At 48.2% G+C, this 25,284-nt stretch carries 22 protein-coding genes; 14 read left to right on the top strand and 8 right to left on the bottom strand.

Annotated features, from left to right (window positions below):
• Window positions 1–142: 142 nt before the first annotated feature.
• Genes BUA40_RS11230 through BUA40_RS11210 form a run of 5 tightly spaced genes read right to left on the bottom strand, consistent with a single transcriptional unit; the run spans window position 143 to window position 4,676 of the window.
• Window positions 143–916 carry a hypothetical protein gene (locus BUA40_RS11230; protein ID WP_072800934.1) on the bottom strand — a complete coding sequence of 258 codons (774 nt, stop codon included), beginning with the start codon at window positions 914–916 and terminating at the stop codon, window positions 143–145.
• Window positions 916–2,334 carry an Asp-tRNA(Asn)/Glu-tRNA(Gln) amidotransferase subunit GatA gene (gene gatA / locus BUA40_RS11225; RefSeq protein ID WP_072800932.1) on the bottom strand — a complete coding sequence of 473 codons (1,419 nt, stop codon included), beginning with the start codon at window positions 2,332–2,334 and terminating at the stop codon, window positions 916–918. The genes BUA40_RS11230 and gatA overlap by 1 nt, the downstream gene beginning before the upstream one ends.
• Window positions 2,334–2,657: a DUF4321 domain-containing protein gene (locus tag BUA40_RS11220; protein WP_072800930.1), complete on the bottom strand. Its 324-nt coding sequence runs from the start codon at window positions 2,655–2,657 to the stop codon at window positions 2,334–2,336. Before BUA40_RS11220 ends, gatA begins: the two co-directional genes overlap by 1 nt.
• A gap of 34 nt (window positions 2,658–2,691) precedes the next feature.
• Entirely contained in the window at window positions 2,692–3,369 is a 678-nt protein-coding gene (gene ung / locus BUA40_RS11215) for a uracil-DNA glycosylase (RefSeq protein ID WP_072800928.1), read from the bottom strand.
• Window positions 3,370–3,371: 2 nt separating this feature from the next.
• On the bottom strand, window positions 3,372–4,676 hold the full coding sequence (locus BUA40_RS11210; RefSeq protein WP_072800926.1) for a class I SAM-dependent methyltransferase: 1,305 nt from the start codon (window positions 4,674–4,676) through the stop codon (window positions 3,372–3,374).
• A 64-nt stretch (window positions 4,677–4,740) separates the two neighbouring features.
• Between BUA40_RS11210 and BUA40_RS11205 the strand changes: the two genes are divergently transcribed.
• The 5 genes from BUA40_RS11205 to BUA40_RS11185 are packed head-to-tail and all read left to right on the top strand — an operon-like array spanning window position 4,741 to window position 11,049.
• Window positions 4,741–5,742 carry a metallophosphoesterase gene (locus BUA40_RS11205; protein WP_072800924.1) on the top strand — a complete coding sequence of 334 codons (1,002 nt, stop codon included), beginning with the start codon at window positions 4,741–4,743 and terminating at the stop codon, window positions 5,740–5,742.
• Window positions 5,739–7,895 (top strand): cytochrome c biogenesis protein, encoded by a 2,157-nt coding sequence (locus BUA40_RS11200; protein WP_178299623.1) that lies wholly within the window; start codon window positions 5,739–5,741, stop codon window positions 7,893–7,895. Before BUA40_RS11205 ends, BUA40_RS11200 begins: the two co-directional genes overlap by 4 nt.
• Window positions 7,896–7,940: 45 nt before the next feature.
• On the top strand, window positions 7,941–9,248 hold the full coding sequence (locus BUA40_RS11195) for a deoxyguanosinetriphosphate triphosphohydrolase (RefSeq protein ID WP_072800920.1): 1,308 nt from the start codon (window positions 7,941–7,943) through the stop codon (window positions 9,246–9,248).
• 6 nt (window positions 9,249–9,254) lie between these two features.
• On the top strand, window positions 9,255–9,911 hold the full coding sequence (locus BUA40_RS11190) for an HAD family hydrolase (RefSeq protein WP_072800919.1): 657 nt from the start codon (window positions 9,255–9,257) through the stop codon (window positions 9,909–9,911).
• Window positions 9,912–9,933: 22 nt separating this feature from the next.
• Window positions 9,934–11,049, top strand: a complete 1,116-nt coding sequence (locus BUA40_RS11185) for a hypothetical protein (RefSeq protein ID WP_255369294.1) — start codon at window positions 9,934–9,936, stop codon at window positions 11,047–11,049.
• On the opposite strand, the gene BUA40_RS11180 is transcribed toward BUA40_RS11185, so the two are convergent.
• The gene (locus BUA40_RS11180) at window positions 11,050–11,865 is read right to left on the bottom strand and encodes an ADP-ribosylglycohydrolase family protein (RefSeq protein ID WP_072800918.1); all 816 of its coding nucleotides are present in this window, start codon (window positions 11,863–11,865) and stop codon (window positions 11,050–11,052) included.
• A gap of 394 nt (window positions 11,866–12,259) precedes the next feature.
• Here BUA40_RS11180 and BUA40_RS11175 point away from each other — a divergent pair, with 394 nt between their 5' ends.
• From BUA40_RS11175 to BUA40_RS14245, 5 genes are all read left to right on the top strand, one after another.
• A complete protein-coding gene (locus tag BUA40_RS11175; RefSeq protein WP_072800917.1) occupies window positions 12,260–12,523 on the top strand; it encodes a hypothetical protein in 264 nt (87 codons plus the stop codon).
• A 219-nt stretch (window positions 12,524–12,742) separates the two neighbouring features.
• Window positions 12,743–13,375, top strand: coding sequence for a hypothetical protein (locus BUA40_RS11170; RefSeq protein WP_072800916.1), 633 nt, complete (start codon window positions 12,743–12,745; stop codon window positions 13,373–13,375).
• Between the two features lie 245 nt (window positions 13,376–13,620).
• Entirely contained in the window at window positions 13,621–14,022 is a 402-nt protein-coding gene (locus tag BUA40_RS11165) for a hypothetical protein (protein WP_072800915.1), read from the top strand.
• A gap of 94 nt (window positions 14,023–14,116) precedes the next feature.
• Window positions 14,117–15,118, top strand: a complete 1,002-nt coding sequence (locus tag BUA40_RS14250) for a BspA family leucine-rich repeat surface protein (RefSeq protein ID WP_083585379.1) — start codon at window positions 14,117–14,119, stop codon at window positions 15,116–15,118.
• A 48-nt stretch (window positions 15,119–15,166) separates the two neighbouring features.
• A complete protein-coding gene (locus BUA40_RS14245; RefSeq protein WP_083585378.1) occupies window positions 15,167–16,291 on the top strand; it encodes a BspA family leucine-rich repeat surface protein in 1,125 nt (374 codons plus the stop codon).
• 87 nt (window positions 16,292–16,378) lie between these two features.
• Here BUA40_RS14245 and BUA40_RS11155 read toward each other — a convergent pair whose 3' ends face one another.
• Complete coding sequence (locus BUA40_RS11155) at window positions 16,379–16,939, bottom strand: hypothetical protein (RefSeq protein WP_072800914.1); 561 nt, start codon at window positions 16,937–16,939, stop codon at window positions 16,379–16,381.
• 267 nt (window positions 16,940–17,206) lie between these two features.
• Between BUA40_RS11155 and BUA40_RS11150 the strand changes: the two genes are divergently transcribed.
• Entirely contained in the window at window positions 17,207–18,124 is a 918-nt protein-coding gene (locus tag BUA40_RS11150) for a hypothetical protein (RefSeq protein ID WP_072800913.1), read from the top strand.
• 61 nt (window positions 18,125–18,185) lie between these two features.
• Window positions 18,186–19,433: a hypothetical protein gene (locus tag BUA40_RS11145; protein ID WP_072800911.1), complete on the top strand. Its 1,248-nt coding sequence runs from the start codon at window positions 18,186–18,188 to the stop codon at window positions 19,431–19,433.
• Between the two features lie 67 nt (window positions 19,434–19,500).
• Here BUA40_RS11145 and BUA40_RS11140 read toward each other — a convergent pair whose 3' ends face one another.
• Window positions 19,501–21,780 carry an AAA family ATPase gene (locus BUA40_RS11140; RefSeq protein WP_072800909.1) on the bottom strand — a complete coding sequence of 760 codons (2,280 nt, stop codon included), beginning with the start codon at window positions 21,778–21,780 and terminating at the stop codon, window positions 19,501–19,503.
• Between the two features lie 141 nt (window positions 21,781–21,921).
• Between BUA40_RS11140 and BUA40_RS11135 the strand changes: the two genes are divergently transcribed.
• Complete coding sequence (locus BUA40_RS11135; RefSeq protein WP_072800906.1) at window positions 21,922–22,734, top strand: PDZ domain-containing protein; 813 nt, start codon at window positions 21,922–21,924, stop codon at window positions 22,732–22,734.
• Between the two features lie 120 nt (window positions 22,735–22,854).
• Window positions 22,855–25,281, top strand: coding sequence for a putative LPS assembly protein LptD (locus BUA40_RS11130; RefSeq protein ID WP_255369293.1), 2,427 nt, complete (start codon window positions 22,855–22,857; stop codon window positions 25,279–25,281).
• Window positions 25,282–25,284 lie beyond the last annotated feature (3 nt).

Here is a 25,284-nt window from a genome sequence, read left to right as displayed (position 1 = left end):
TAGTAAGGACCCTTGCAGGTGGCAGATTGATGTGCGTGCCCTTGCACGCCGCTAGTATTGTAGGGCTACGCCCGTATATGAAGAACCGCCGGCTTTGCCGGCGGGTCACTTTTTTTGTTTTGCAAATGGAATTGCGCTTATCTTAGAACGGGACCGTGATACCGATGCCGAGGGGCAATACAATCTTGCTGTTGTCGAGTTTGCCGTAGTCCCTGTTCAGGTGCGTATAGTAACTGCCGTCTCCTGCGAAGAACTCGAAACCGCCTTCCACGTAGGCGCCGAAATGCGTCATGAACAGCACTTCTGCACCGATACCCAGCACGACTCGCCAGTAGTTCACCGTCTCGGTGTATTCCTTGTAGATGCCCGCGCCGATATCGCGGTCTCTGTCGTATTCGCCGTGGACCCAGTCGGAAGTCAGGAACATGTAGAAGTAGCGGGATTCCATGGGGTAGTAAATGAGCGAGATTCCGGCTTGAATAAGCTCTTCCGTGTAGTCGGTGAAATGCACACCCACGTTGAAGATTTCCTGCGCAACGACGTATTCGAACGAGACTAGGCCGCGGCTCGGGGACTGGAGGCCCGCGGTGACGACGAACGTGTAGACGGGGGCGTCCTTGCCGTAGACCATGCGCTGTGACGAACTGGACTGTGTGTCGAGGAGGACGAGGCCTCCGTCGCCGCTTGAGGATGAAGATTCTTCGGCCGACGATGACGATGATGACGTTGCCGTCGGTGTTTCGGCTTCGGCATCGGGAGCAAATTTCTGTTCCATGATCGAAGCGAAGGCGTCTTCGGACGAAGACGATTCGACTGCCGGAGACAATTCATCTGCCGACGAGCTGGACTCCTGCGCGAACGAGAGTGGCGCGAGGAGTGCTACGGCGAGCGAGATAGCCTTGATGAGGGTCTTCATTACTTGTTCAACGCTTCGGTTGCTGCGGCGACGCTAAGCAGGTCGGCTTCCTGGAACGGCTTGCCGATCCACTGCAGACCCACGGGGAGTCCGCCGGCCATGCCACACGGTACGCTCACGCCCGGCAAGCCGGAAAGGTTCAGGCTCACGGTGTAGATATCGCTGAGGTAAACGGCCATCGGGTCGGATTCATTCATGCCGCACTTGAGCGGGAGACCCGGCATCGTGGGGCTTGCGATCACGTCGCAGCTTTCGAATGCCTTGTTGAAGTCGTCGGTAATCAGGCGACGGACCTTCTGGGCCTGCACGTAGTAGGCGTCGTAGAAGCCTGCGGAAAGCACGTAGCTGCCGAGAAGGATACGGCGCTGGACTTCCTTGCCGAAACCTTCGCTGCGGGACTTGGCGTACAGGTCAAAGAGCTTGCGGGCTTCTTTGCTGCGGTAACCGTAGCGAACGCCGTCGTAGAGGGAAAGGTTCGAACTAGCTTCGGCAGTTGCAATGATATAGTAGCTGGACACGGCGTAGCTGATGTGCGGAAGGCTGATTTCTTTAAGGGTAGCGCCTTCGGCTTCAAGCTTTTTCAGCATGCCTTCGATAGCGGCCTTGCATTCCGGGTCGAGACCTTCGCCAAAGTATTCCTTGGGAACGCCGATCACCTTGCCCTTCACGCCGGCGTCGAGCTTTGCGGTAAAGTCTTCGGTCGGGCGAGTGCTGGTGGTGTTGTCGTGCGGGTCGATACCGCAGATAGCACCGAGGAGGGTGGCGGTATCTTTAACGGTTGCTCCGAAAGGACCGATCTGGTCCAAAGAGCTAGCGTAAGCCAACAGACCGTAACGGGATACGCGGCCGTAGGTGGGCTTCAGGCCCACAACGCCTGTGCAGGCGGCGGGCTGACGAATAGATCCACCGGTGTCGGAGCCGAGCGCACAGGCGACCGTGCCACTGGCCACGGCTACGGCCGAACCGCCACTGGAACCACCCGGAACGCGGGATTCGTCGAGGGGGTTGATGACCTTGCCGAAATAAGAAGTTTCGTTGCTGGAACCCATGGCGAATTCGTCCATGTTCGTCTTACCGACGATCACGGCACCGGCGGCTTCGAGCTTTTCGATGGCGGTAGCGGTGTAGGGGGCAACAAAGTTTTCAAGAATCTTGGAGGCAGCGGTCGTGCGCGTGCCTTCGATGCACATATTGTCCTTCACGGCAACGGGAATACCGTCGAGGGCGCCGAGTGTCTTACCTTCGGCGCGGCGCTTGTCGGATTCGGCAGCCTTTTGGAGGGCGCGTTCGTTCAATACGCTAATATAAGCATTCAAATTCTTGGTAGATTCAATCTTTGCGAGGGATTCTTCGGCAAGAGCCACAGCAGTCTTGCTGCCGCTGGCGAGCTTGCCACTCAATTCTTGGATGGTCTCCATTACTTTCCTCCGGACCATTTCATGATGTAGATGCCGAGTATCATGCCGATGATGCTTACCACGTTCAGCTTGACGCTAAAACCGAAGGCAAACTTGACGAGGTACAGGTCAAGGATGACCGGCTCGGGTCTGTCGAGAAAACCGATGTTGAAGTTGAAGGACGAAACGAAGAAGTTGTGGACGACGTTGTTAAATCCACCTGCGTTCATCAGTTCGCCAAGCTGACCAAACAGCATACCGAGGCATTCACCAAGGACTCCGCCGATAATCAGGCCCAACACGATAAAAACTAGTAGACGACCAAAAGTATTATTTCGATTCATGGCTGTTAATATAGAAAATTAGACCGGTGCGGCGCTACTTGATGCTCCAGTCGATGGGTTCAAGTCCTTTACTTTTTAAATATTCGTTTGCCTTACTAAAATGTTTACATCCGAAGAACCCGCGGTAAGCCGAAAGCGGACTCGGGTGGGGGGCTGTTAAAATCAGGTGACCGCGATTTTTGGCCACGAGATCCTGTTTTTTGATGGCGAAACTGCCCCAAAGCAAAAATACGAGGTTCTCGCGGGTTTCGGAGAGGCGCTTGATGATAGTGTCCGTAAACTGTTGCCAACCGATTCCGGCATGGCTAGCCGCCATATGGGCGCGAACTGTCAAGGAGGCGTTCAGCAACAGGATCCCCTGGTGAGCCCAGCTTTCCAGGTTCCCGTGCGGCGGCGGGTTAATGCCCAAGTCGTCGTGGAGTTCCTGGAAAATATTAATCAGCGAAGGGGGCGGGTCGATTCCTACGGGAACCGAGAAGCACAGACCGTGCGCCTGGCCCGGATTGTGGTAGGGGTCTTGACCGATAATGACCGCTTTCACCTTGTCTACTGGGCAGAAATCGAGTGCGGCGAAGATTTTAGGTCCCGGCGGATAAACGATATGGTGCTCGGCTTTTTCTTGCAGGAGCTTTTCTTTAATTTGCTTAAAGTAGGGCTGTTCGAATTGGTCAGCGAGCAGTTTTAGCCAGGATTCTTCAAGTTTGACGGACATAGTTAGAGCTTCCTTGCGAGTATGGCGACTTTTTCGCCACAGGCGCGGGTGTAGAAAAGAATGGCGGATTTTTTGCCCTTGGGCTTTAAACGCTTGATTTCTGCATCAGGGTCCAGCTTTACGCCGCGGAGCTTGAGAGTGATTTTGCCGACATCATGTTCCTTGAGCATGGCGCGGACGGCGCCTGTTGCAATTTCGACGTGGGCGAGGACTTCGTAGCAAGAAAATCCTGGTGCGGGGAGCGGGTTTTCGCTGGTCACGTAGGCGATTCCCTCCGAAATCAGGCGGGCGTTTGCGTCGTTGGCGAGGGCTGCGGCGTTGAAAAGGTGGCTGCGGATGAGTACGGGCGCCGGTTCCGAAAGGTATTTCCCCAATTCTCCGAGGGGGAGGTCGCTTTTGCTTGTGGCGGTGCGGTAGGTGCGATCTTTTCCTTCGAGGCTGTCGTTCTTGTCCAGCTTTTCTTGAAGGTCGTCGTCCAAGGTCTCCGTGGAACGGTCGCGCTTGCGACTCCACTGGGCAAGGGCTTTGCCGGTCTTATTGACGATGACGGCTCGGACCGTATCCGGATTCTGTGCGAGTTCTCCAAAAAGCACCAGGCATTCGCGACAGTCACTGTGCCCGCCTATATATATAATCTCGGTGCCGTCGGGAATTTCAGCTGGAGGGTAGCCGGGAGGGAGCTTAGCCATACCACCCTTGTAGTGCTTGCTGATTTCTACGACTTCTTCAAGTGTGGGCGTCAGGTTGCGCAGGTCCCGCTGGTTTTCGCCTTCCAAGGCGCGACGGGCCGGGTCGATGGTAAAAAAGTCGGTGCCTTGATTGCCGTTGGAGTCATTGCCGCGAGCGACTTCTCGGACGTCGGCGCATCGCGTATCGACGGTCTTGTCGAAGGCCTGCTGGTTGTAGCGGTACATAGCCAGGCGATTTTCGTCCAGGTCGATACCGGTCACTTTAAGGTTGGCGGGTAAAAAGAAACTGTCGCCGCCCATGCCGCAGCATAAATCGTTTACGGAGCCTTCGCCTGGCCAGAGGTTTGCTTTCCAGCGGCCGATATCCTGGGCTGTACTTTGCTCCAGGGCTAGCTTGTCGCAGAGTAGGAATTTTTCTTTGCGCTCCGATTCGGCAAAAAACTTTTCGCGGAACTTGGGAACAAGAGCCATGTAATCCATGATAACAGCCCGTTCTTCGTTGCTGTAGCCGTCTTTGTTCAGACGGGTTGATACCTGAAGAGCATCCATTTTGCGGACAAGGGCTTCTTTGATAAAGTCCAGGGTTTTGTCGGATGTGAGCAGTTCCCAAATGTTCATATTTATAACGAAATGATTCTTATAAGCAAAGATAATTTTATTTGCATTTAGTTATATTAGAGCCATGACGAATTCCTTGGATTTTATCGGTGATGTTCATGGGCATTGTGATGAACTGCGGGCTTTGCTAAAAAAGCTGGGCTATGTGGAATCAAATGGTGCCTACCGTTATCCGGGAAATGAACGTACGGTGGTGTTTTTGGGCGATTATGTGGATCGCGGCTCCAAGGTGCGTGAAACGCTGAACCTGGTGCGTGCGATGCGGGATGCTGGAACCGCCGTTGCCCTTATGGGAAACCATGAATTCAATATGCTTTCGTTCTGGCAAAAGAATGGGGCCGGTGGCGGACATTTTCTGCATCGCTTTAAGGATGGCTTTTTACGGGAACATAGCTTCAACAAGATTGCCATTCATTCACGGACGGTGTCCGATTTTGTAGGTCGAAAGCAGGAATTCCTAGATGCTTTGGAATTCGTAAAGACTTTGCCGATTTACCTGGAGACAGATTCCTTTAGAGCCCAGCACGCCTGCTTTGACGGGGCTGCCGTCGAGGCTTTAAGGCGTGAAAACATTACCTGCTTTGCCGATGGCAATTTCGATGAATTGATCGCTCGGGCCAATGACGAAGATTTTGAATACGAAGACAGCCTTTTTGTACCCATGAGTACGCTTTTAAAGGGCCCCGAGATGCCCTTGCCCGTAGGAGAATACTTTACCGATGCCGAGGGCGTGCGTCGCGTAAAGACCCGTATAGCTTGGTGGGTGAATCCAGCAAAGGCAAGTTTCGGCGAGCTGAGTTTTCAGCCTGGGGTTTCGATGGATGTGCAGGCGGATGTCTTGCCGCAAGTGCGTCAGCGGAATTATTACGGCGAAACCGAACGCCCCGTATTCTTTGGACATTATTGGCTGACCGGGCTTCCGAAATTGATTCGCGATAACGTATGCTGTTTGGATTTTAGTGTGGCCGGTTATCGCGGGAATGGCCGTTTGGTGGCGTACCGTTTTGACGGCGAACAGAAACTGGATGACCGAAAGTTTGTGTGGGTCGAGGCGAATTCCCTTTGAAAAAAATCTCGTCGTTTATCTATCGTCTCTCGTCGCTAAAATTTACGGCTGTACTTCTAGTCGCCTTTTTGTTGCTGACGTTTTGGGGTGTACTGGCTCAGGCGAATGTCGAATCGGCTGGATATTCTGCATCGATTGCGGTGGATCGCTTTTTTGGTAGCTATTTCATCTGGATTTTAGGAGTGGTGCCGCTGCCGGCCTTTAAGGGGCTTGCCTTGTTGGCGGCTGTGAATGTGGCCGCGTCCTTGGCGTTCCGCATGCCTCGCGGATTAAAGAATGCGGGGCTGTGGCTGATGCATATCGCGTTGCTGGTGCTGCTCGTCGGTGGTGTCGCCGGGAGCGAAATCAAGCGGGAATATAACGGCTTTGCAACTATGTTGCCGTCGAAGAACCGCATAGAAAACGTGAAATTCTTCGAAGTTTCCGACAGTTTGAGATTGGCGCCGGTCCGTGAGGGAAGGCGAATCCTTGAAAATCACTGGCCCTACTATGTGCAATACCGCGGAAACGTCGATATGGAACCTGATAAAAAGGTGGCGATGTATAAGGCGTTTTACGATCCGCTGCATTTTGTGCCTTACGCATTTACGGTATTGTTCTTGCTGGGGGCGGCGTTGCATTATGCGGTAAAGGTGCGTGGATCGCGGAAGTCTTCATCTTGTGTGGCAACAAAAATCGTGGCGCTTGTTGCGCTGGCGATGCTTGCCTTGCCGACGAATGTGCGTGCTGATGAAATTCCTAGCGATGCCTTGATATGGTTCTCGGTGGGCCGAGAAACTCCGGTGATTGTGGAAGGTGAATTGCGCCCGTTCGATTCTTTTGCTCGGGGATTTCTCGATGACTTGAGTGGCCGCGTTACTTACAAGTGCCGGGAAAATGATTTTTGCGAAGGAAAAATCCCTGCCGTACATATTGTCGAATGGATAAAGGATTTATCAGAAAAAACAAAGGATCTTGCTCTTTTCAAAGTCCTGCGTAGCGACGTTTTGGACGCTCTGCAATTGCCGTCCGAGGCGCGTTATGTGAGCTATGCGGAATTGGCTCCGTCGCGCGATTTGCTGAAACTTTATGCGAGCCGTGACGATAACCATCCGGCGACGGTTGAAATGCGCCGACTTTACTCAAATTTCTTGCAGTATGAGGCGATAAAGAATGGAACTGCATTTACGGTGGTAGACGCGGCGTCATCGCAGTATGCGGCTGTCGATAAGGGGCGCCTTGCGACTGAAGTATTTTACCATAAGGCGAATTTTGCCTTGTGGGGCTTTATCATCTCTTTCATTGCGTGTCTGCTGGCTTCGCTGAATCAGCTTTTCAAGTCGCGAAAGCTAGATGTGGCGGCGAATGGCTTGTGCGTTGCTTCTACTGCCGTCTTGACGACGATGCTTGCGCTCCGCACTTACGTGGCGATGCGTCCGCCGATGTCTAATTTATATGAAATTGTGTTACTGGTGGCGTTACTTTTGATGGCGTTTGAGTCAGGAGCTTTTTTATTCTGCAAGAACCGTACTTATGCGTTGATGGTTCCTGTAGTTCTGATGGCAACAGCGCTTCTGTTTTTTGCGAAGTTCGTGCTGGAAGTAGGTGATACGTTCCAACCGATTCCAACGGTGCTGAATTCTTCGGTGTTCCTGACGGTTCATGTGTTTACGATTGCGCTCGGGTTTGCGGGGATGATTCTATCAGGAATAGTTTCTCATTTGGTGTTGTTCCGTGGAAATGCGGCGTTACCTTCCGTAGAACAGCCCAAAGGCTCGCCACTTTACTCGCTGTTGTATGGAACGCTTGTCTTTGGCGCCGTATTTACGGTCGTCGGAACGTTGCTGGGCGGGGTGTGGGCTGATTTTGCCTGGGGGCGCTTCTGGGGCTTTGACCCGAAGGAATGTGGCGCCTTGTTCGTGATTCTTTGGGCGATGCTTGCGCTCCATTTGCGTGCCGGGCGTATGGTGTCTGCCCGTGGCTTTGCGCTGATGAATTGTTTTAACGTGATTGTCACGTTCCTTTGCTGGTTCGGCGTGAACCTGCTCGGCGTGGGCTTGCACAGTTACGGATTCCAGAGTGGTTCGGTGATTTGGCTTGTTGCATTTGTAGTGGTGGATCTGATAGTAATCACATTCCTCGCTAAAAAGGCGCGTCCCGATACTAACCACTAACCACTGCCTACTGTCTACTTCCTACTATTTACTATCTTTCTACCCATGCTTCAATGGGATACTTTGCTTTCTGCGACGCGCTACGGGCACCCTGCTGATTTGGACCCGAACCGTTCCGATTTCCATCGCGATTACGACCGCATTGTTTTTTCGACGGCATTTAGACGCCTTGGCCGCAAGACTCAGGTGCACCCGTTCTCGGTGAACGATCACGTGCATAGCCGCTTGACGCATAGTATTGAAGTGTCGAGCGTGGGTCGCAGCCTTGCCATTACGGTGTATCACCTGATTAAAAAGTATCTGCCCAAGTACATTAACGAATACCATTTCGGTACGATTGTGCAGTCGGCATGCTTGGCTCATGATATCGGTAACCCGCCTTTTGGTCACGCGGGCGAAGCTGCTATTCGCGAATGGTTCCGCAAGAATTGCAATTCCGCTCCGCTTCGCGACCTGAACGATACCGAAATCGCCGATTTTGAAAATTTCGACGGTAACGCCCAAGGTCACCGCATTTTGAGCAAGCTGGAATACCACTTTTTGGATGGTGGCATGCGCTTGACTTATGCGACGCTGGGCGCCATGATCAAGTACCCGCAACTTGCAAAGTTCGGTTCGCCCACAAGCTTGTTCGCGACTGAAGCTGACCTTTACCGCGTTACAGCTTATACGCTGGGTATTCCCGAAGTGGAAACGGGCAAGTGGGTGCGTCACCCGCTGGTGTATTTGATGGAAGCCGCCGATGATATTTGCTACAGCATCTTGGATGTAGAAGATGCCATTGAACTGGGTATTTTGAGCTACGGCGATGTTCGTGGTATGTTCAGCTACCTGTGCGGCCCCGATGTGGATATTGACCGCGAATTTCAGGAAAATGGCCAGAACTTCCGCGACTTCTTGAGCAGCGTTCGTGGCCGTGCCATCCAGAACTTGATAGACGATGTTGCCGTGACGTTTGTGAACAACTACGAAGCAATCATGAGTGGCGAACGAGTCAAGCATTTGACGAATCTTTCCAAGTCCGACGTGATGGAAGGCATCCGCATTGCAAAGCGCCTTGGCGTGGAACGCATTTATCCGGATCGTCGCAAGACCGAACTTGAAGTTGGTAGCTACACGACGCTTGCCACGGTGCTTGACGCCTTTATCAATGGCGTTTACGACTTCCGCTTGAATGGCAACAATTCTTACCGCGCCGACCGCATTGTGCGACTCATCGGTCAGGCGAAAATTGGTCAGAGTGTGACGGTTGCTGAAGCGTACCACCAAGTGCTCGACTTTGTGAGCGGCATGACGGATAACTACGCCACCTATCTTGCTCGCCAAATCGGCGGCCTTGCCATGGGATACTAAATCCGTATGGTTTGGCTGTTTGACTACGACTTGACTCTATACGGAACCGAGGAGCGGTGTGTCATCAATTCGCTGGACCACCGGATTTCTCTGTTTGTGCAAAAAACAGTCGGCGGCGATTTCGAATCGGCGCATAAGATTCGTACTGATTATTTAGAACGGTTCGGAACGACTCTTGCAGGCCTGATGGCCATGAACAATACGGATCCCGACGATTTCTTCGACTTTATCCATGTGCCGGATTTTTTGACTTACCCTAAGAAAGCTCCTGAAAAGTTGGCCTTGTTGCAAAGCTTGAAAGGCCCGCGATTCGTGTTTACGAACGGCCGTCACGATTGGAGCGAAGCGGGGATGGCGCATATGGGGATCGATTCGGCGATTGATGGAGTTTTTGACCTGAAACAGTTGGATTGGGTCGGTAAACCGCACGATAGCGCCTATGTGAAAATGGAAAAGTGGCTGGCCGAAAAGCTTGCTGGCATGGGCGTAGCCTATCCCGAAAATCCAAAGGAAATCGTGCTGCTTGAAGATTCACTCCGTAACTTGGAGCCGGCTCATCGACGCGGCTGGACCACGATTTTCGTGAATCCGACCACAGATACCCCCAATTGGGTGGATTTTCATATTCCGCATCTAATGAATTTGGCGGATTTAAAACTTTAATTTTTTGTATTTTATTTCCTGTATGAAAAAAGTTTCCTTGTTTGCTTTAATTTGCCTTTTGGCGGTGTCGTTTGCCCAAGCGATGCCTGAACCCGCCAAGCGTAACGGTTTTAGCAATATGACCGTTGTAACGGAGTATTCCGAACTTTTGAAAGAAAAGAATGCCCGCAACGACTCTTTGCTCCCGGCGCTTGATGGCGACAAGGCCTTTGCCGAAGTGCTCCGCCTGAATCCGAACTTTTGGAGTCTGGGTGGCGCCCTTGATAAAGAAGAATCGGTGGTGACCAAGCTGAATGCAAAAGTGATTTTTATTGACGGTATCCGCGAAGATCCCTTCTGTGAAATCGACAAGAATGCCGGTAGTACTGCAGGTGAATGGAATGTGCGCATTGGCGTGGACTTTGTGTCGGGTGGTTCCAATACGGTGCATATTCACGTGCAGCAGTGCTTGGACTATGTGCGAGACCAGCTGGGTTATGCCATCAAGAAGGGAGACAAGGTGGTCTTTGTGCCGCCCAAGAAGGTGCTCGATAAAATCAAGGAAAGTGAAATTCCCGACGCCATCGATATTGACATGCAGCAGACTTTGCTGAAGGCTCACGAAGATGTGAACCTGACCGGCAAATGCCCCAACAATATTGAAGCGTACATCATTTTGATGGATGTCTACAAGCAGGTCAAGAATCAGAAAATGGATTTTGTGGTCATCAACGACCAACTCAACAAAAAGCGCAATGGTGCTGGCCGCGTGCAGAGCTGTGCCTTTAGCCGCGAATGGAACAAGCGTTACCACGAAAGCGCGAGCTTTGAATGCGACATCGATAACGACCGCTGCACCTACCGCCAAGAAAACGATGGCAATTCCGAATGGTCGATCAACTACGACAAGGACCGCTTTGAATACATCAATAAAAAGTTCCTGTTCTTCAACAGGAACCCGAAAAGCATTCACAAGGGCGGCACCATGCTCGACCTGCGCCTGCTCCGTCTTTCGACGAACTTGTGGCTCGAAGCTTACTTGAACGTGAAAGGCGATCCTGTGACGCTCGGCCTCATCATCGTCCCCGCCGACGGAAAGTCCATTGAAGACTACGATGACGGCGCCGAAGACGAAAACGATGGCACGATGTTCGAATAATTATAGCACCCGATTTCCGAACTTCTTCTCGAAATCGATCACGAGTTTGTGCGGTTCCGGGAAGTAATGCTTTAAAATATTCATCCCAATAGTGTACAGCTTTTTCGGAACGCCGAAAACGGGTTCCGCGATTCCCCCTGCAATACAGGCGAGTGTGTCGCTGTCCCCGCCGAGCGAGACTGCGTTACGGATGGCGTCTTCGTAGTCGGTTGCTTCGAGAACGCAGCGAATTGCCTGCGGGACTGTTCCCTGACAGAGTGCTGCTCCTGGGTATGCCCAGCTGTATTGTGGACGCAGCTCGTCCAGCGTAAAATTCAAATCGTACCCGAATTCGCTTTCCATAGTCGCTTTGATTTCGTCTTTGCTAGCCCCCTTGCGAGCCATGAAGATGGCAAGCGCCGTTGCCTGTGCTCCCTTGATACCTTCGGGATGATTGTGCGTGCATTCCGCGGATTCCTTTGCTTTTGCCAGCACATCTTCCTTGGTATCGAACGCCCAACCCACCGGCGACACGCGCATGGCGGAACCGTTACCGCAGCTGTTGTACGGCTCGTGATTTCCGGTTGCGCGAACCCTAGTTACATACCTGGTGAATCCGCCGCCGTAACCGCCAACCGGGCAATCGTACTTGCTCGCGTATGCCACGTAGTATTTCCAAGCTTCGCCCCCGCGCATAATCCAGTCCGCCGTCGCAAACGTCAAAATGCTGTCATCCGTGGGCGAAACCCCGTCTTTGATCAGCTCGAAATCCTTCGTTTTGATGTTGTCAAACTCGTAAATCGACCCCACCGTATCACCGATAATTGCACCTATCATAACTTCTCCTATTTTTATACACCTATAATATCGGTTTTTGTGGGGATTTTGTAAAGGGGGGGGATTTGGGTGCGAAAATGGACTCTTTTTTTTATGAGGTAAATATGAAACACAATTGCTGGATGTTCCGAATCGTAGCCTAACTCTAGGCAGATGATTTTTTATAAATTCAAATTTGAAATCTTTAGACCCCTTGCGGGGTCTTTTTTAATGTCAAAATTTGACTTTACAAATATGGCTTTTTTTACTATATTTGCTCAGCTTTTTTGAAAAATTAGAGGATTGAGGGAATTGTTGAAGGATTATAGTCCTTAGTTTTTATTGTATTATCCCTTTATATCTCGTTTTCATTTAAACATTCCATAACATCCAACATTTTTCCATAGAGGTATCTATGTACAACATGCAATCTTGCAGTTGGTTTTCCAACTATTACTCTGAAATCGTCGAAATATTCACATGTGCTCGTGGCACAAAAATTAAAAGTGAATTTCCGCTCAAAGTATCTACATATGCATCTGAACTGCAGTCTGAAATCTACACCAAGCTGATGGATGGCTCCATCAAGAACAATAAGGCTGAAATTCTCAAGGCTGTCAGTACGTTTGTCGAACGCAAACGTCGTTTCCGCATGTCTGCTCACAGGTATCGTTTCTAAAACGATTCCTTTTTCTTTTTTTTTGTGGGTGGGTGGTGTGTCAGTTTCTGACTTTACAAATATGGCTTTTTTTACTATATTTGCTCAGCTTTTATGAGTTTTATTTTTTAATTGTTTAATAGAAATTGTTGGTTTTTGTTAGAGAAAAATTTTAGGATTTTTTGAGTTTATCTCTATATCCACCCCAAAATTCAAGTTTTTTTCAAAAAAGGACACACTATGAGTCAGAACAATCCAAACCAGCCCATCATTGATTACATCCAGAACTACATGCGCAACGACTACATGGATGATCTCCATTTCATATTCCAATTGGATTATGAGCGCGAAGGGGGACGCCGCCCGTGGTTGACGTTCGAGAACGCCGCTGATGCGAAAACGAAAAGTAGCGCCCGTGCGGCATCTGATCCGATGCGGCATTTCGTTTTCTCTAGTATTTTTATGTTCCAGCTGGTGGCTAATCTCACGATTTGGGACGACATGAGCCAAAAAGGCTACGAATCTCCCGATGAATATCCAGATGATGATGAGATGGACTATGGCGACTATGAAGAATTCCATGAAAATTCAGGATGGCCGGATTTCGGTTTAGACATTTGGAAGGAATTTTCCCCGCGTTTTTCACAGAATAAGCTCAATGATTTGAAAGAAGTCATGGATCGCTATGGTTTGATGACGACTGTTGTCAATGACGGTTGTCATCGGTTTTTACTGGCGTGCATTTTTGATGTATTGCTGATGATGCTGCATCAAGAATTGTTCGGTCTAGACATTTCTACAGATGTGTGTGACCGCATTGTTGATAGCACGGACGAATACTCCAAAAGAATTCTTGCTACTTTGTTTAAGTAGCAAATTCAAAGGCCCCCTTGTGGGACCTTTTTTAATGTCATTTTCTGACTTGACAAATATGGCTTTTTTTACTATATTTGCCCGGCTTTTATGAGTTTGATTTTTTAATTGTTTAATAGAAATTGTTGGTTTTTGTTAGAGAAAAATTTAAGGATTTTTTTGAGTTTTTCTCTATATCCTCCCCAAAATTCAGTTTTTTACTCAAAAATTTTTTCAAAAAATAGATCTTAAAAAGGTAGGTTAAAATGGGATTTCTGTGGTTCGGAAAAAAAGAAAAGTCGAAACCGGCGCCGGATGGCCTGGTGCGTCTTGAAAATTATTGCGGGAAGTATGAGCCTGTGGATGCCATTATTAAGATGTATGATGGCAACCATCCTATTCAGCAGACTATTAATGCTTTCCTTGATTCTGAGGTTCATGGCTATAATCGTGATCGAATCATTGCCCTTCTGCGAATTTATAAGGACCTGAAGCAAAAGGGGGAGCCGCATCGAGCTAGTGATGTTGAATTGGCTGAACCCACGACGCGTCATTCTGATGGAATTTACGAACCATACGAATTAGTGTTGCCCTTCAAATGTCAACGGTATGGTGTCGTGGAAGCGATAATTGAGTGTTACCGCTCGTATGCGAAACAAGGCGATTGACTTCCGCGTATTCATCAAGGCGTACAAGGCGCGTTATGCGAATATGCCTAATTGGAAGCAAATGGCTTTTTCAAACTAAAAAAGGAGTCGCACTATGATTAAAGTTTTCGCTTACGACAGAAAACATCTCATGCATCTAATCAAAAAGGCTATCGAGGAAAATGGATATGAATGCGATTTGAATTTTATCGACGTGTCGCGTGTGACGAATATGCACAAATTGTTTGCGAACTCTCAGTTCAATGGTGATATTAGCCAGTGGAATGTGTCAAACGTGAAAGATATGAGCTCTATGTTTAGCGGGTCTCAATTTAATGGTGATATCAGTCAATGGAATGTGTCAAATGTGATGAATATGTGCGCTATGTTTGAAAATTCTCCGTTTAACGGTGATATCAGCAATTGGGATTTGTCTAGAGTAATTGTTACGTGCGCTATGTTTCGCAAGACTCCATTCAATGGCGACATCAGCAGATGGAATGTGTCGAATGTAGAGGATATGAGTTTTATGTTTCAACGCTCACAATTCAATGGTGATATCAGCCGGTGGAATGTGTCAAAAGTGAGAGATATGGAGCGTATGTTTTGCGAATCGCCATTTAATGGTGATATCTGTAATTGGGATGTATCGCATGTGATAGATATGAGTTTGATGTTTAACGAATCTCAATTTGATGGTGATGTCGGCAGATGGGATGTGTCTAACGTTACATATATGAGAGGTATGTTTAGAAAAACTCCGTTTAACGGCGACATCAGCCAATGGAATGTGTCTAATGTAACGGATATGTGCTCTATGTTTAGCGGATCCCAATTTAACGGTAATATCAGTGGTTGGGATGTGTCGCATGTGACGGATATGGTCTGTATGTTTTATGACTCTCGTTTCAATGGAAACATTGGTCGTTGGAATGTATCTAATGTGGAAAATATGAATTCAATGTTTTCTCGTTCTCAATTCAACGGAGACATCAGCAGGTGGAATGTGTCGCGTGTGAAAAATATGGACTGTATGTTTGCCAACTCTCCATTTAACGGAGACATCAGCAAGTGGAATATGTCGAAAGTGGTTAGTAAAGAGTGTATGTTCGGCTGAGAATATGATTTTTAATATATATTTCTAAAAAATCAAAGAGGATTTATCATGATCGCCCAAAATAGAGAACATCTCATTGAACTTATTGATCTGGCTATCGAGGAAAATGGCCTTGAATGCGACCTGAATTTTATCGATGTGTCGCGTGTGACGGACATGAGCGGGCTGTTTGAATTTGAAGAACTTTATGATCCGGAAACTGATGCGGATGTTATTGCTGAATTTGATGAATTTGAACGAACAGCGTTTGAAAGAAGCCGGTTTAATGGCAATATTAGCCAATGGGATGTTTCAAATGTAACGAATATGTTTCGTATGTTTAATAATTCCCGATTCAATGGTGATATTAGTCAATGGAATGTTTCCAATGTGACTGAGATGGGCGAAATGTTTTGTGGGTCTAAATTTAATGGTGATGTTAGCCGATGGGATGTGTCAAATGTGAAGGGAATGTTTGGTATGTTTGGAAATTCCCAATTCAAAGGCGACATCGGTTCATGGGATGTGTCTAATGTAATGAATATGGAGCTTATGTTTTATGGATCCCGATTTAACGGTAACATTGACCAATGGGACGTTTCTAATGTGACGAACATGCATTTTATGTTTGCTTTTTCCCGATTTAATGGCGATATTAGCCATTGGAATGTGTCTGGCGAAGCGAATTTAGATGGTATGTTTAACAATTCTCCCATTGAATGGGCGAATGATTACCCTTCTTGGTATAGAATTGCGAGACCTGTGAATAAAGCTGTTGCCTGGGATCGGGATCATCTTAAAAAAATTATAGAAGTGGCTATTGAAAGAAATGGAAATGAATGTGACTTGAACTACATTGATGTGTCAAATGTGACGGATATGAGCGAATTGTTTTTGAACTCTCCGTTTAACGGCGATATCAGCCAGTGGGATGTTTCTAATGTTACGTATATGCACGAAATGTTCAAGAATTCGCAATTCAATGGCGATATCAGCCAATGGGACGTTTCCAATGTTATTGGGGCTGGTTCTATGTTTGAAAATTCTCAATTTGAGGGCGATGTTCGCCATTGGGACTTGCGAAACGTTGTAGGTACGGGATATAGAGAAATGTTTAAAGGAGCTCGTTGTAAATATGATGAACTCCGAGTCGCCGCTCAATTGCCGGAAGACGATTTCGATTATTATATATAATAGTCTTCTGCACCGAAGGTGCCCACGAAGGAACTTGTTCCGAGTGTAAGGAGGGTCTTAGGGAGGGGGCAACCCCTCCCTTGTCTATTATTTCAAATACGTCAGTCCCTTATAATTGAACCTGACGATATCGATGTTCATGTCGGCCTGGTCGATCAGCTTGTCCTTCCATTCGCTCATGGGGGTGTCACTTGCGATGAGCTGGTTCAGACGCTGGCCGAACAGAATTTCTTCGCGGGTGATGGTTGCCGCATCGGAACGGGTGCAACCATTGATGTGCGCTTCGATAGGGTTGCTGATGAACATCGACGAGAAAAATCCATTCAGATTGACACTTTTGGCGAACGACGATGCGTAACACCAGATCCCGATGACTCGCTTTGCCTTGATGTAACGGACATTCCTTTCGGAAACGAGAAACTGTTCGCCGTGCATTTGCGGCGACAATAGTCCGCTGGGGTAGCCGTGACCACATAATATAAGTGTGTCTTTTTCGGCTAGAATGGCGGAGTTGACTTTTTTAGCCCAGGGACCGTTGTGGTTGTTGACTTCGACAACCTTTACGTTGGGGAGACCTTCCCAGATGTGCTTGAGAACCAGCGTGTCGGTGTCGCCCATGTTTGAAAAAATGACGGTACATGAATCCATAATAATCTCCTTTTTTTGTCTTATCGCCATCAATAACGTTTTTGTCAAATGACAATTATTGTCAAATAATGCTCTTTACAAAAATGACATTTTTTACTATATTTGATAAGCTTATGGGTTTGGTGATTTAATTTTTTAATTTAAAATTTTGATTTTTTAATTTGTTAGAAATAGTAATATTTCTGGTTTTACCCCTATATCCACTCAAAACTCCCCTTAAAACTTCAAATTTTTTTTCAAAAAATTCAATCAAAAGTGAGGCTCCTTATGGAAATGACTAAAATCAATAACATCCATGTATTAGACCGTTTCATGGTCAACGAATATGAACCCATCTATAATCTGTTCGCGGGGTTCGTTGAATGCACCATGATGGAAAATCGCGCAGTCGATTTTTCGAAGTGCGCGATAGACTATCAAGACAGCTCTATTGATTTCGCTAAGCTGTTTGGCGAAAATGGCGAAGAAATCTCGTTTTCCGAGCTGGTTTGCGGCAAAAATGGCGGCGAACAGTATAAAAAGAGTGTCGAAACTATTATCAAGGCTCCGGCTGCTGTTTTAAGGGAGCTTTGTAAAGACGTTGCATGGAAGGAATTCCATAAGAGCGAATTGCTTCTGGTTGCACATTTGTACTGGTTGTGGTCTCTGGGAATGTCGGGCGTTAAAACGTCGTGCGGAAAGTTCGGCAAGTTTGCGGGTATTGAGGAACATTGGGCTGAAAATGTCGAAGATTATAAAGTGGATCAGGGCTTGTGGTTTGCTCGCGTCTCTGCAATGGGCTTGAAAAAGGAACTATTGCTGATTTATTCCATTCTTCACCGTTTTTTAACCTGGCCGAACAAGCCGGAATTCCAGGATGTTGATCAGGTCAAGTCAGCGATGATTGACTTCATTTTCAAGACTCGAATCGATCTTGACGCTCCGATTCGTAACGGTTTGTTGCACTTGTGTGACCCCGACATGTATATTAATCTCTATTCTTACGAATTGAAGTTGGACTATATTGCAAGCCACTCGTCGTTCTTGCAGAATTACAAGGCTGAAGGTTATACAACACTTCAGGCTCAGGATAGTGTCTATTATTCTAAGCGAATCGGCAAGGTGGATGACAATAACGTTTACCGTGCCGACCGCACTGAAGATAAAATCCGTTACATCTTTGACAGAATGTGCGAGGCGCTCTAGTTTTTTCCATTTTTGTCCCTTTTCTACTAAAAAAATATTAGTTTCAACACAAGAGGTACACATGGTCAATGTCAGCAATTTGGGTTCAGAGTCTTCTGCTCGCTTTATGAAAGCGGGGTGTGAACGCATCTACCGTTTGTTCGATGCGTTCTTGAAAAAGACTGTCATTGAAGATCGAGTAATCGATTTTTCGAAGCCGGCGATAGAGAACGAAGATGGCTCCATTGAATTTGCGGGTACAGACCAGAGTTTTACCGAGCTGATTCTTGGCTCTCAACCCTTTAACTGGACGGAAAGACCGTCAAGAAATCAGGGCGAGTCTTATTTTAAGTTCAAGAAGCGTTTTCAGGTTTATGAAAACGACGTGGCTCACGATGACGATCGTTTTGATGATTATACGAGCGACTGTAATGGGTACAAGGCTGAGGTACTCGATTTCTTGAGTATGCCGGATTCCGATTATCCGTCTATTCCGTCTGATCCGGGTGAATGCGCCAAGTTGCCCAAGAAGCCGAAAGAAATGGATTGTTTTAACGAAGTTAAAATGCCCAAGAAAAAGAAGACGGAAACCGAAGAACAGTTCCAGGCTCGTTACCAGAAGGTACTTGACAAAATAAAGATACGTGAGCAGAAAGTGGCGGAGCGTATGGAGCGCTATAAACAGGCGTGTGCCGAAAAAGCAGAGAATTTTGATAAACGCCAAAAGGCTTACGAAGATGCTTTGGCGTATTTTAAGGAGTTTAAGGAAAAAAATTCCAAGAAATTGCTGATTGCTGCGCATTTGCACTGGCTATGGACTTTAGGTGCCGAAGGTGTAGATACGGAATGCGGAGCGTATGGAGAATTTCTGGGATTAGAACGCCAGGAGTATGGCAACGCCGGTTTGTGGGAAATGCAGGTCGGAAAGAAAAGCGACTTGAAATTGATTTATTCTGTTTTTGAACGTTTTCTTTCTTGGCCGAACAGACCTAAGTTTGACAACGTGGACGAGGTCAAGGCGGCTCTAGTTGAATTCGTGCTGAAAGTCAGGAAGGATTCTCCGGCTCAGATTCGTAATGGCTTGATGCATTTATGCGATCCGGATAAGTTTATCAACCTGTACACTTTTCAGGAAAAAGTGGAATATGTTAAAAAGCATGAAGACTTGCTGCGTGGGTACCATGCAAGCGATGTCGCCGAAATGAACCGCAATGATTCGGTTTGCTATTCGCAGAAAAATGTGACTGGCGATGATTTTGAAGGCGACTATTTGGGGCTTCGAACCGAAGAAAAAATCTGCTACATTTCGGATGCCCTAAAAAATAAGTGATGCTTCTTCATTAACTGGTAACTGTATTGCAAAATTAAACCCGTCGGTAAAGCCGGCGGGTCATTTTTTAGAATCCCATGTGGCGATTTACTCGAGCGTCCTTCGCGGCGATTTCACGCTCGAGTGCAGCGGCGATGCAGTCGGCGGTGAGCTTTTTCGTGGGCATGTAACGCAGCTGTGTGTAGACTGCGTTGAAGTCGCCTGGGGCAAGCATGGTCATACGCTTGACATGTTCGGGACACTTGATTTTAGGGAAGAATGACTGCCATACGGTTTCGATTCCAGCGGTGTTCAGGTAGTCGAACTTCACCTTGAATGCAAAACGCCGCATAGATGCATTGTCGAGGCGATCGTTAAAGTTGGTGGCGGCAATAAAGATGCCGTTAAAGTTTTCCATTTGTGTCAAGAGCTCGTTCACTTGGCGGACTTCGTAGCTGTAGTTAGCGTTGCCGCGGTTGTTTAAGAAGCTGTCAGCTTCGTCGAAGAAGAGGATGGCCTTGCTTTCTTCGGCTTCTTCGAAGGCTGCCTTGATGTTCGCCTCGGTTTCGCCTACATACATGCCGAGCAAATCGCTTGCCCGCTTAATGACCAGGTTCCGGTTCAGCTTGCGGGCGATGAATCGTACGAATTCGGTCTTGCCGGTGCCCGGGGCGCCGTAAAGAAGCAGGTTGAGCGACTGGGCTGCCGATTTCCCGTCAAGTTTTTCCCAAATGTGGTTGAAATTTTCGGCGACTTCGAGAATGTCATCTACGTCTTGGTCAATGTTGAGCCCGGTAAGCGCGTAGCTCGGGGCATGCGTCATTTTTTCGCGGGTGTTGTCCCGCTCAATTTTTAAGAGATTTGCGTGGGCATCGAGTGTCTTGCGCACAATGGAAAGTGCGGTGGCCTTGTCCTGCTTGGCGGCAGGAATGGCATTTTGAATGGCCTTGGTGTATCCGCCTACGGTTACGGGGTATTCGGCGGCGATTGCCTGAATGTCTTCTTCGCTAATCATGTCGGGAACATGGAGCGATTCCAGTACGGAATGCAGCTGGACTGCTCGCTTTTCGGCAGTAAAGTTCTTGAATTCCATCGAAAAGTCAAAGCGACGGCAGGTGCTTTCTTGTACGAATGACATGGAATTCGAAATCCAAATAATGGGCGTGTGGATATCTTCCATGAGCATATTGAGTGCGCCTTTTTCGAGGCCGTTCAGCATTTGGTCTGCTTCGTCGACCAGAATGATCGTTTTGGCGTTTTGGTTGTTCATGGCGGCAAATCGAATGGATCTTACGCGACGGCGCAGAATCGTGTCGCCAATGTTGGTGAGGTCGTTACAGAAGCGTTCGCCCTTGTCGGATGCCTTGATGACATACATCGGGAGCCCGACTTCTTGAGCGATTGCTTTGGCAAGTTCCGATTTGCCTGTGCCTGCGCGACCGTAGAACAGAATGTTGAGCGATTTTTGGTAATCATGATTTTTTAGCAGATACGTGAGCGTGTCTGCTTCGGGGCGATCCTTGGCGAGAATCGGGAACGGAATCTTGGGTGCTTCGGCCATTTCGATGTTGCTGATCCTAGTAATTTCGTTTTGTCCGCACAGGTGGTATACCACATCGCGGTCAAGATCGGATTCTTCATTGAGGATTCCGAGCTTAGAAAGAAGCGATTCGCTGCCGGTAAGTTCCAATACGCGCTGCTTAGAAAGTCCTGTTGCAATAGGAATCTGGTCGAAATCTCTTTCGATGTAACGGCTGCGAGAGCCTGCCGTAGGTCCTTTCTTTTTGGAGGTGACTTCCATTTCTTCGTATTCTTGCAACCAGAGATACAGAATGATTTCGATTTCGTCATCTTGCAGGTGGAACATGTTCTGCAATTTTTCGATTCGTTCTACGGTAACGTTGTTTTCGGGAACGCCTTTAGAAAGTTCACCCCAGGCGAATTTCATGAAGAGCGGAATGATGATGTCCTTGAAATTTTTCCACTCGTTGGCGGAAAATACGTCGCGGGTGAGCTGCTTGATATTGTTGATGCAGTGCTGCACTTCGAAATGGTAATCTTTGTTCGGGTATTTTTGGAGAAAGGAACGACCATGGGGACCACAGTAGTTTACTCTTGATGCAACGGCGGCAGGGCGGCGTAGGTTTTCTTCTTCGATTTTAGCGAGCGCGTAGACGAGTTCGGTCTTTGCCTCGAAATTCATGAGCGTAACAAGCGGTTCGACGTTCAGGTAATCGGGATCTGCTTGCAGAAAGCGAACCCAGTATTCGGTGATTTTAAGAAGGGCGAAGTTCGGACCTGCGTTTTCGGTATTTTGGGTATTTTTGTTGAGTTTTTTGGCGATGTCCTGAAAATAATTCTTCTTCATGCCTGTTTTATCGCTTTTTGAGGCTTTTTTGTAAAGGTTTGGCTCCGTTACGACAAAAATCAGAATAATCCAAACAAATGGAGTTGCCGAAACGGTGAATTATTATATATTTAGAACGTATAGAATTTATAAGGAGTTTTTATGAACAAGTTTGTCAAGGCTTCTCTTGTTGCAGCGATGCTTGCTGCCCCGATCATGGCTGACGAAGAATTCGGCGGTATCGGTGTGACCATTTACCAAATCGGTGACGGTGTTAAGGTTGCCGAAGTGATTCCGGGTACCCCTGCTGCTGATACCAAGCTCCAGGCAGGTGACGTGATTACTGCCGTTGACGGTGTGAGCCTCAAGGGTAACGATATTGAACAGTCCAAGTCCATGCTTCGCGGTACGGTGAACAAACCGCTTGAAATCACGTACGTGAGTGAAGGCGAAACCTATACCGCTACCATCCGTCGTGCCCAGATTACTGTGAAGGATCTGGAAAGCGCCAAGGTGGAATCTTGGTACAATAAGGCTGAATTCAACGCTCAGGAACTTGAAACCTACGCAAGCGCAACCGAAAGCAACAGCAAACAGCTGGTTGCCGTGCTCCAACAGGGCTCGCTGGTTGCCTCTGACGCCAAGGTGAAGGCTACGAACTTGAACGGCATCTACATCGAACGTGCCGACGAGTTTGCGCCCAAGACACCCAAGCAGCAGCTTGCCAAGCAGTCTTCTTCTAGCCTCAAGGGCTTTACCCGCAAGGCCATTAGCTTTGACTTGAAGTCTGCCGGTACTGCAATCGTCACCATCTTGAATTCCGATGGTGCTGAAGTGGCAACGCTCCGTGCCGAAAACGCTCAGCCGGGCTTCAATACGCTCCGTTGGAACGGTGAAAACATTCCGAGCGGTCGTTACCTTGTTCGTATTGACCACAACGGCTCTGTCTCCGGCAAGAACGCTGTGCTGAAGTAATTCGATCGCAGATCGTTTTTCTTACAACCTCCGACAAAATCGGGGGTTTCTTTTTTTGCATTTTTCTAAATTATCCGCAACGTGATTTTATCTAGAACCCATCGTCTTCTGTGGGCTTTTTTGGCATTATGGATTTTTGCCATCGCCGCTCCGGTCGCCTTCGGCCAGGAGATGACTCGCTTTGAACTCGAAGAGCGGGTACAAGAAGAAGAGGATACCACCGAAGTGGACTGGATGAGTGACACGAGCGGTGTCGATACCATTGAATACCGTGCCGTAGACCTTGTTTACGATGTCGATAAATCCACTTTCAATCTGAATAATAGCGCTCAGCTCAAGTACCGTTCGGCCACTCTGGATGCCGACACGATTCTGTTCGATCAGGAAAACAGTATTTTGGCGGCGACGGGCGACCCGGTGCTCCGTGAGACCAAGAATCCGTCCCTTTCGGGGATGCGGCTCAAGTACAATATGAAAAGCCGCATCGGTGAAATCTATTACGCCACGACTTACCAGGACAACCAGCAATTGAATGGTATGGAAGTTCGCAGACTTCCGGACCAGCGAATTCAGATTGCCCGCGGCGACTTTAGTACCTGTAACGATTCTACGCACCAGCACTTTTATTTTTATGGACGACGCATGGTGGTGAAGCCCAAGGAAACCATTACGGCGCGCCCCGTGGTGTTGAACATTGCCGATGTGCCTGTGGCGGTGCTGCCTATGATTGTGGCTCCTTTGAAGAGCGGACGTAAGTCGGGTCTTTTGACTCCCAAGTTCGGTGGCGACCAGAAGCAGGGCTACTACATGAGTAACCTCGGCTTCTATTATGCGGCAAACGATTACTGGGATGCAACGGTCAAGGGCGACATTATCGAAGGTGACGAAGCCCGATTCGAACGTTCTACCTTGACGGGCGAAGTGCGCTACAAGAAGCGTTATGTGCTGGATGGAAACTTGTCGTATACGGCGTATCTCGAAGAATTCGATATGGCCAACAGCGGTTACGATATTCGTTTTACGCATAACCAGAACTTGACTCCCGACGGCAAGCAGACCTTGAGCGGCTCGGGCTCGTTCGTCAGTAGCCAAAGTATCCGTAAAGATAAAGCCCTTGATGCGGAAACCATCTTGAACCAACAGGCCAATGCTCAGTTGACTTACTCGGGCCGATTCGGAACGAACAAGAGCCTTACGGTGAAGGCCCGCCAGAGCCATAACTTGGTGACGGACATGATGGAACGCGAAATCCCGGATGTCCAGTACCGTATGAGTGGCCAGCTCTTCACCTTCGAACTGGATGAAGACGAAGAAGCTTATGAAGACGGCTCCTTTATCAGTTACCTGGAAAAGTTCAACTACAACTTTAACAACCGCTTCAACTATTACACCAAGCGAGCCCGCGACACGGTGAATGCGGTAGATACGACGGCAGAATACGTGGGTTACACGGGTACCTACTCCTTGGATTATTCAACCTCGATTTTCGATGTCATCAACTTGACGCCGCGTGCGAGCTTTACAGGCTACTGGACTGGAACGGGCTGGATTAACCCTGAAGATTCCCTCAAGTACCGCAAGCGTTACATGAGCCTTGATCCCGAACATGACGAATACGGTCAGGTCGCATACAACCACAACTATAGTATTACCGCAGATACGAAACTCTATGGTATCTGGGTTCCTGAAATCGGACGCTTTACGGGTGCGCGGCATGTGCTTTCTCCAAGCGTGTCTTACACCTACGCTCCTGAAATCGATACGGTGAAAAAGTTCGCACCGCACCCGCTGTTGGGACAGACTCCTTACCAGATTAAGCAGAAAACGGTGGGCTTTGGCCTTAACAACGACTTTGATATCAAGTACTTGAAAGTGGTGGGCCATGCGGCCGATACGACCAAGGGCGAAGAAGGCCGCGCGGTAGAAGACCAGTACGGTACCAGACGCCTCTTGACGACACGCCATAACGTGTCTTATAACTTTGCCGCCGATTCCCTGCAGTTCTCGGATATTACGTCTTCGTTCGGTTTCCAGATTTTGCCGGATTACCTTTTCACGATCAATACACGTCATAGCGTTTACCATAAGTTCACCGAGAATCCCAATAAGGTTCAGGTTCCTGAACTCACATATTGGGGCTACGATTTTTCGAAGCGCTTTAATTGGAGTGGTGATTTTAATGGTGGTTTGCCCTCGCAGATGGGCAAGTACGAAATGCTCAAGTGGACATTCGGCTTCGATTACAGCTATAGCTTTAGCAGTACCCGTGTGGCACGCGACTTGTTCCAGGACCGCGTTACCCATTCTACGGGAATCAGCGCAAGCTTGCAGCCCACCAAGAACTGGGAAATGACTTATAGCACGCGCTATAACTATAACGAAGGTCGCTTTGTGACTCACAGCTTTACCTTTAACCGTGTACTGCATTGCTGGCAACTTGACTTTAGCTGGACGCCTACGGGACCTGCCGCTGGTTGGAGCTTCTCGATTTACGTGAGAGATTTGCCGGATATCAAACTTAATGCGGGTAGTACGGAGACGAATTAGCGA

Source organism: Fibrobacter sp. UWT2 (assembly GCF_900142545.1).
GTDB lineage: Bacteria > Fibrobacterota > Fibrobacteria > Fibrobacterales > Fibrobacteraceae > Fibrobacter.
This window is presented reverse-complemented; position numbering and strand designations above follow the sequence as displayed.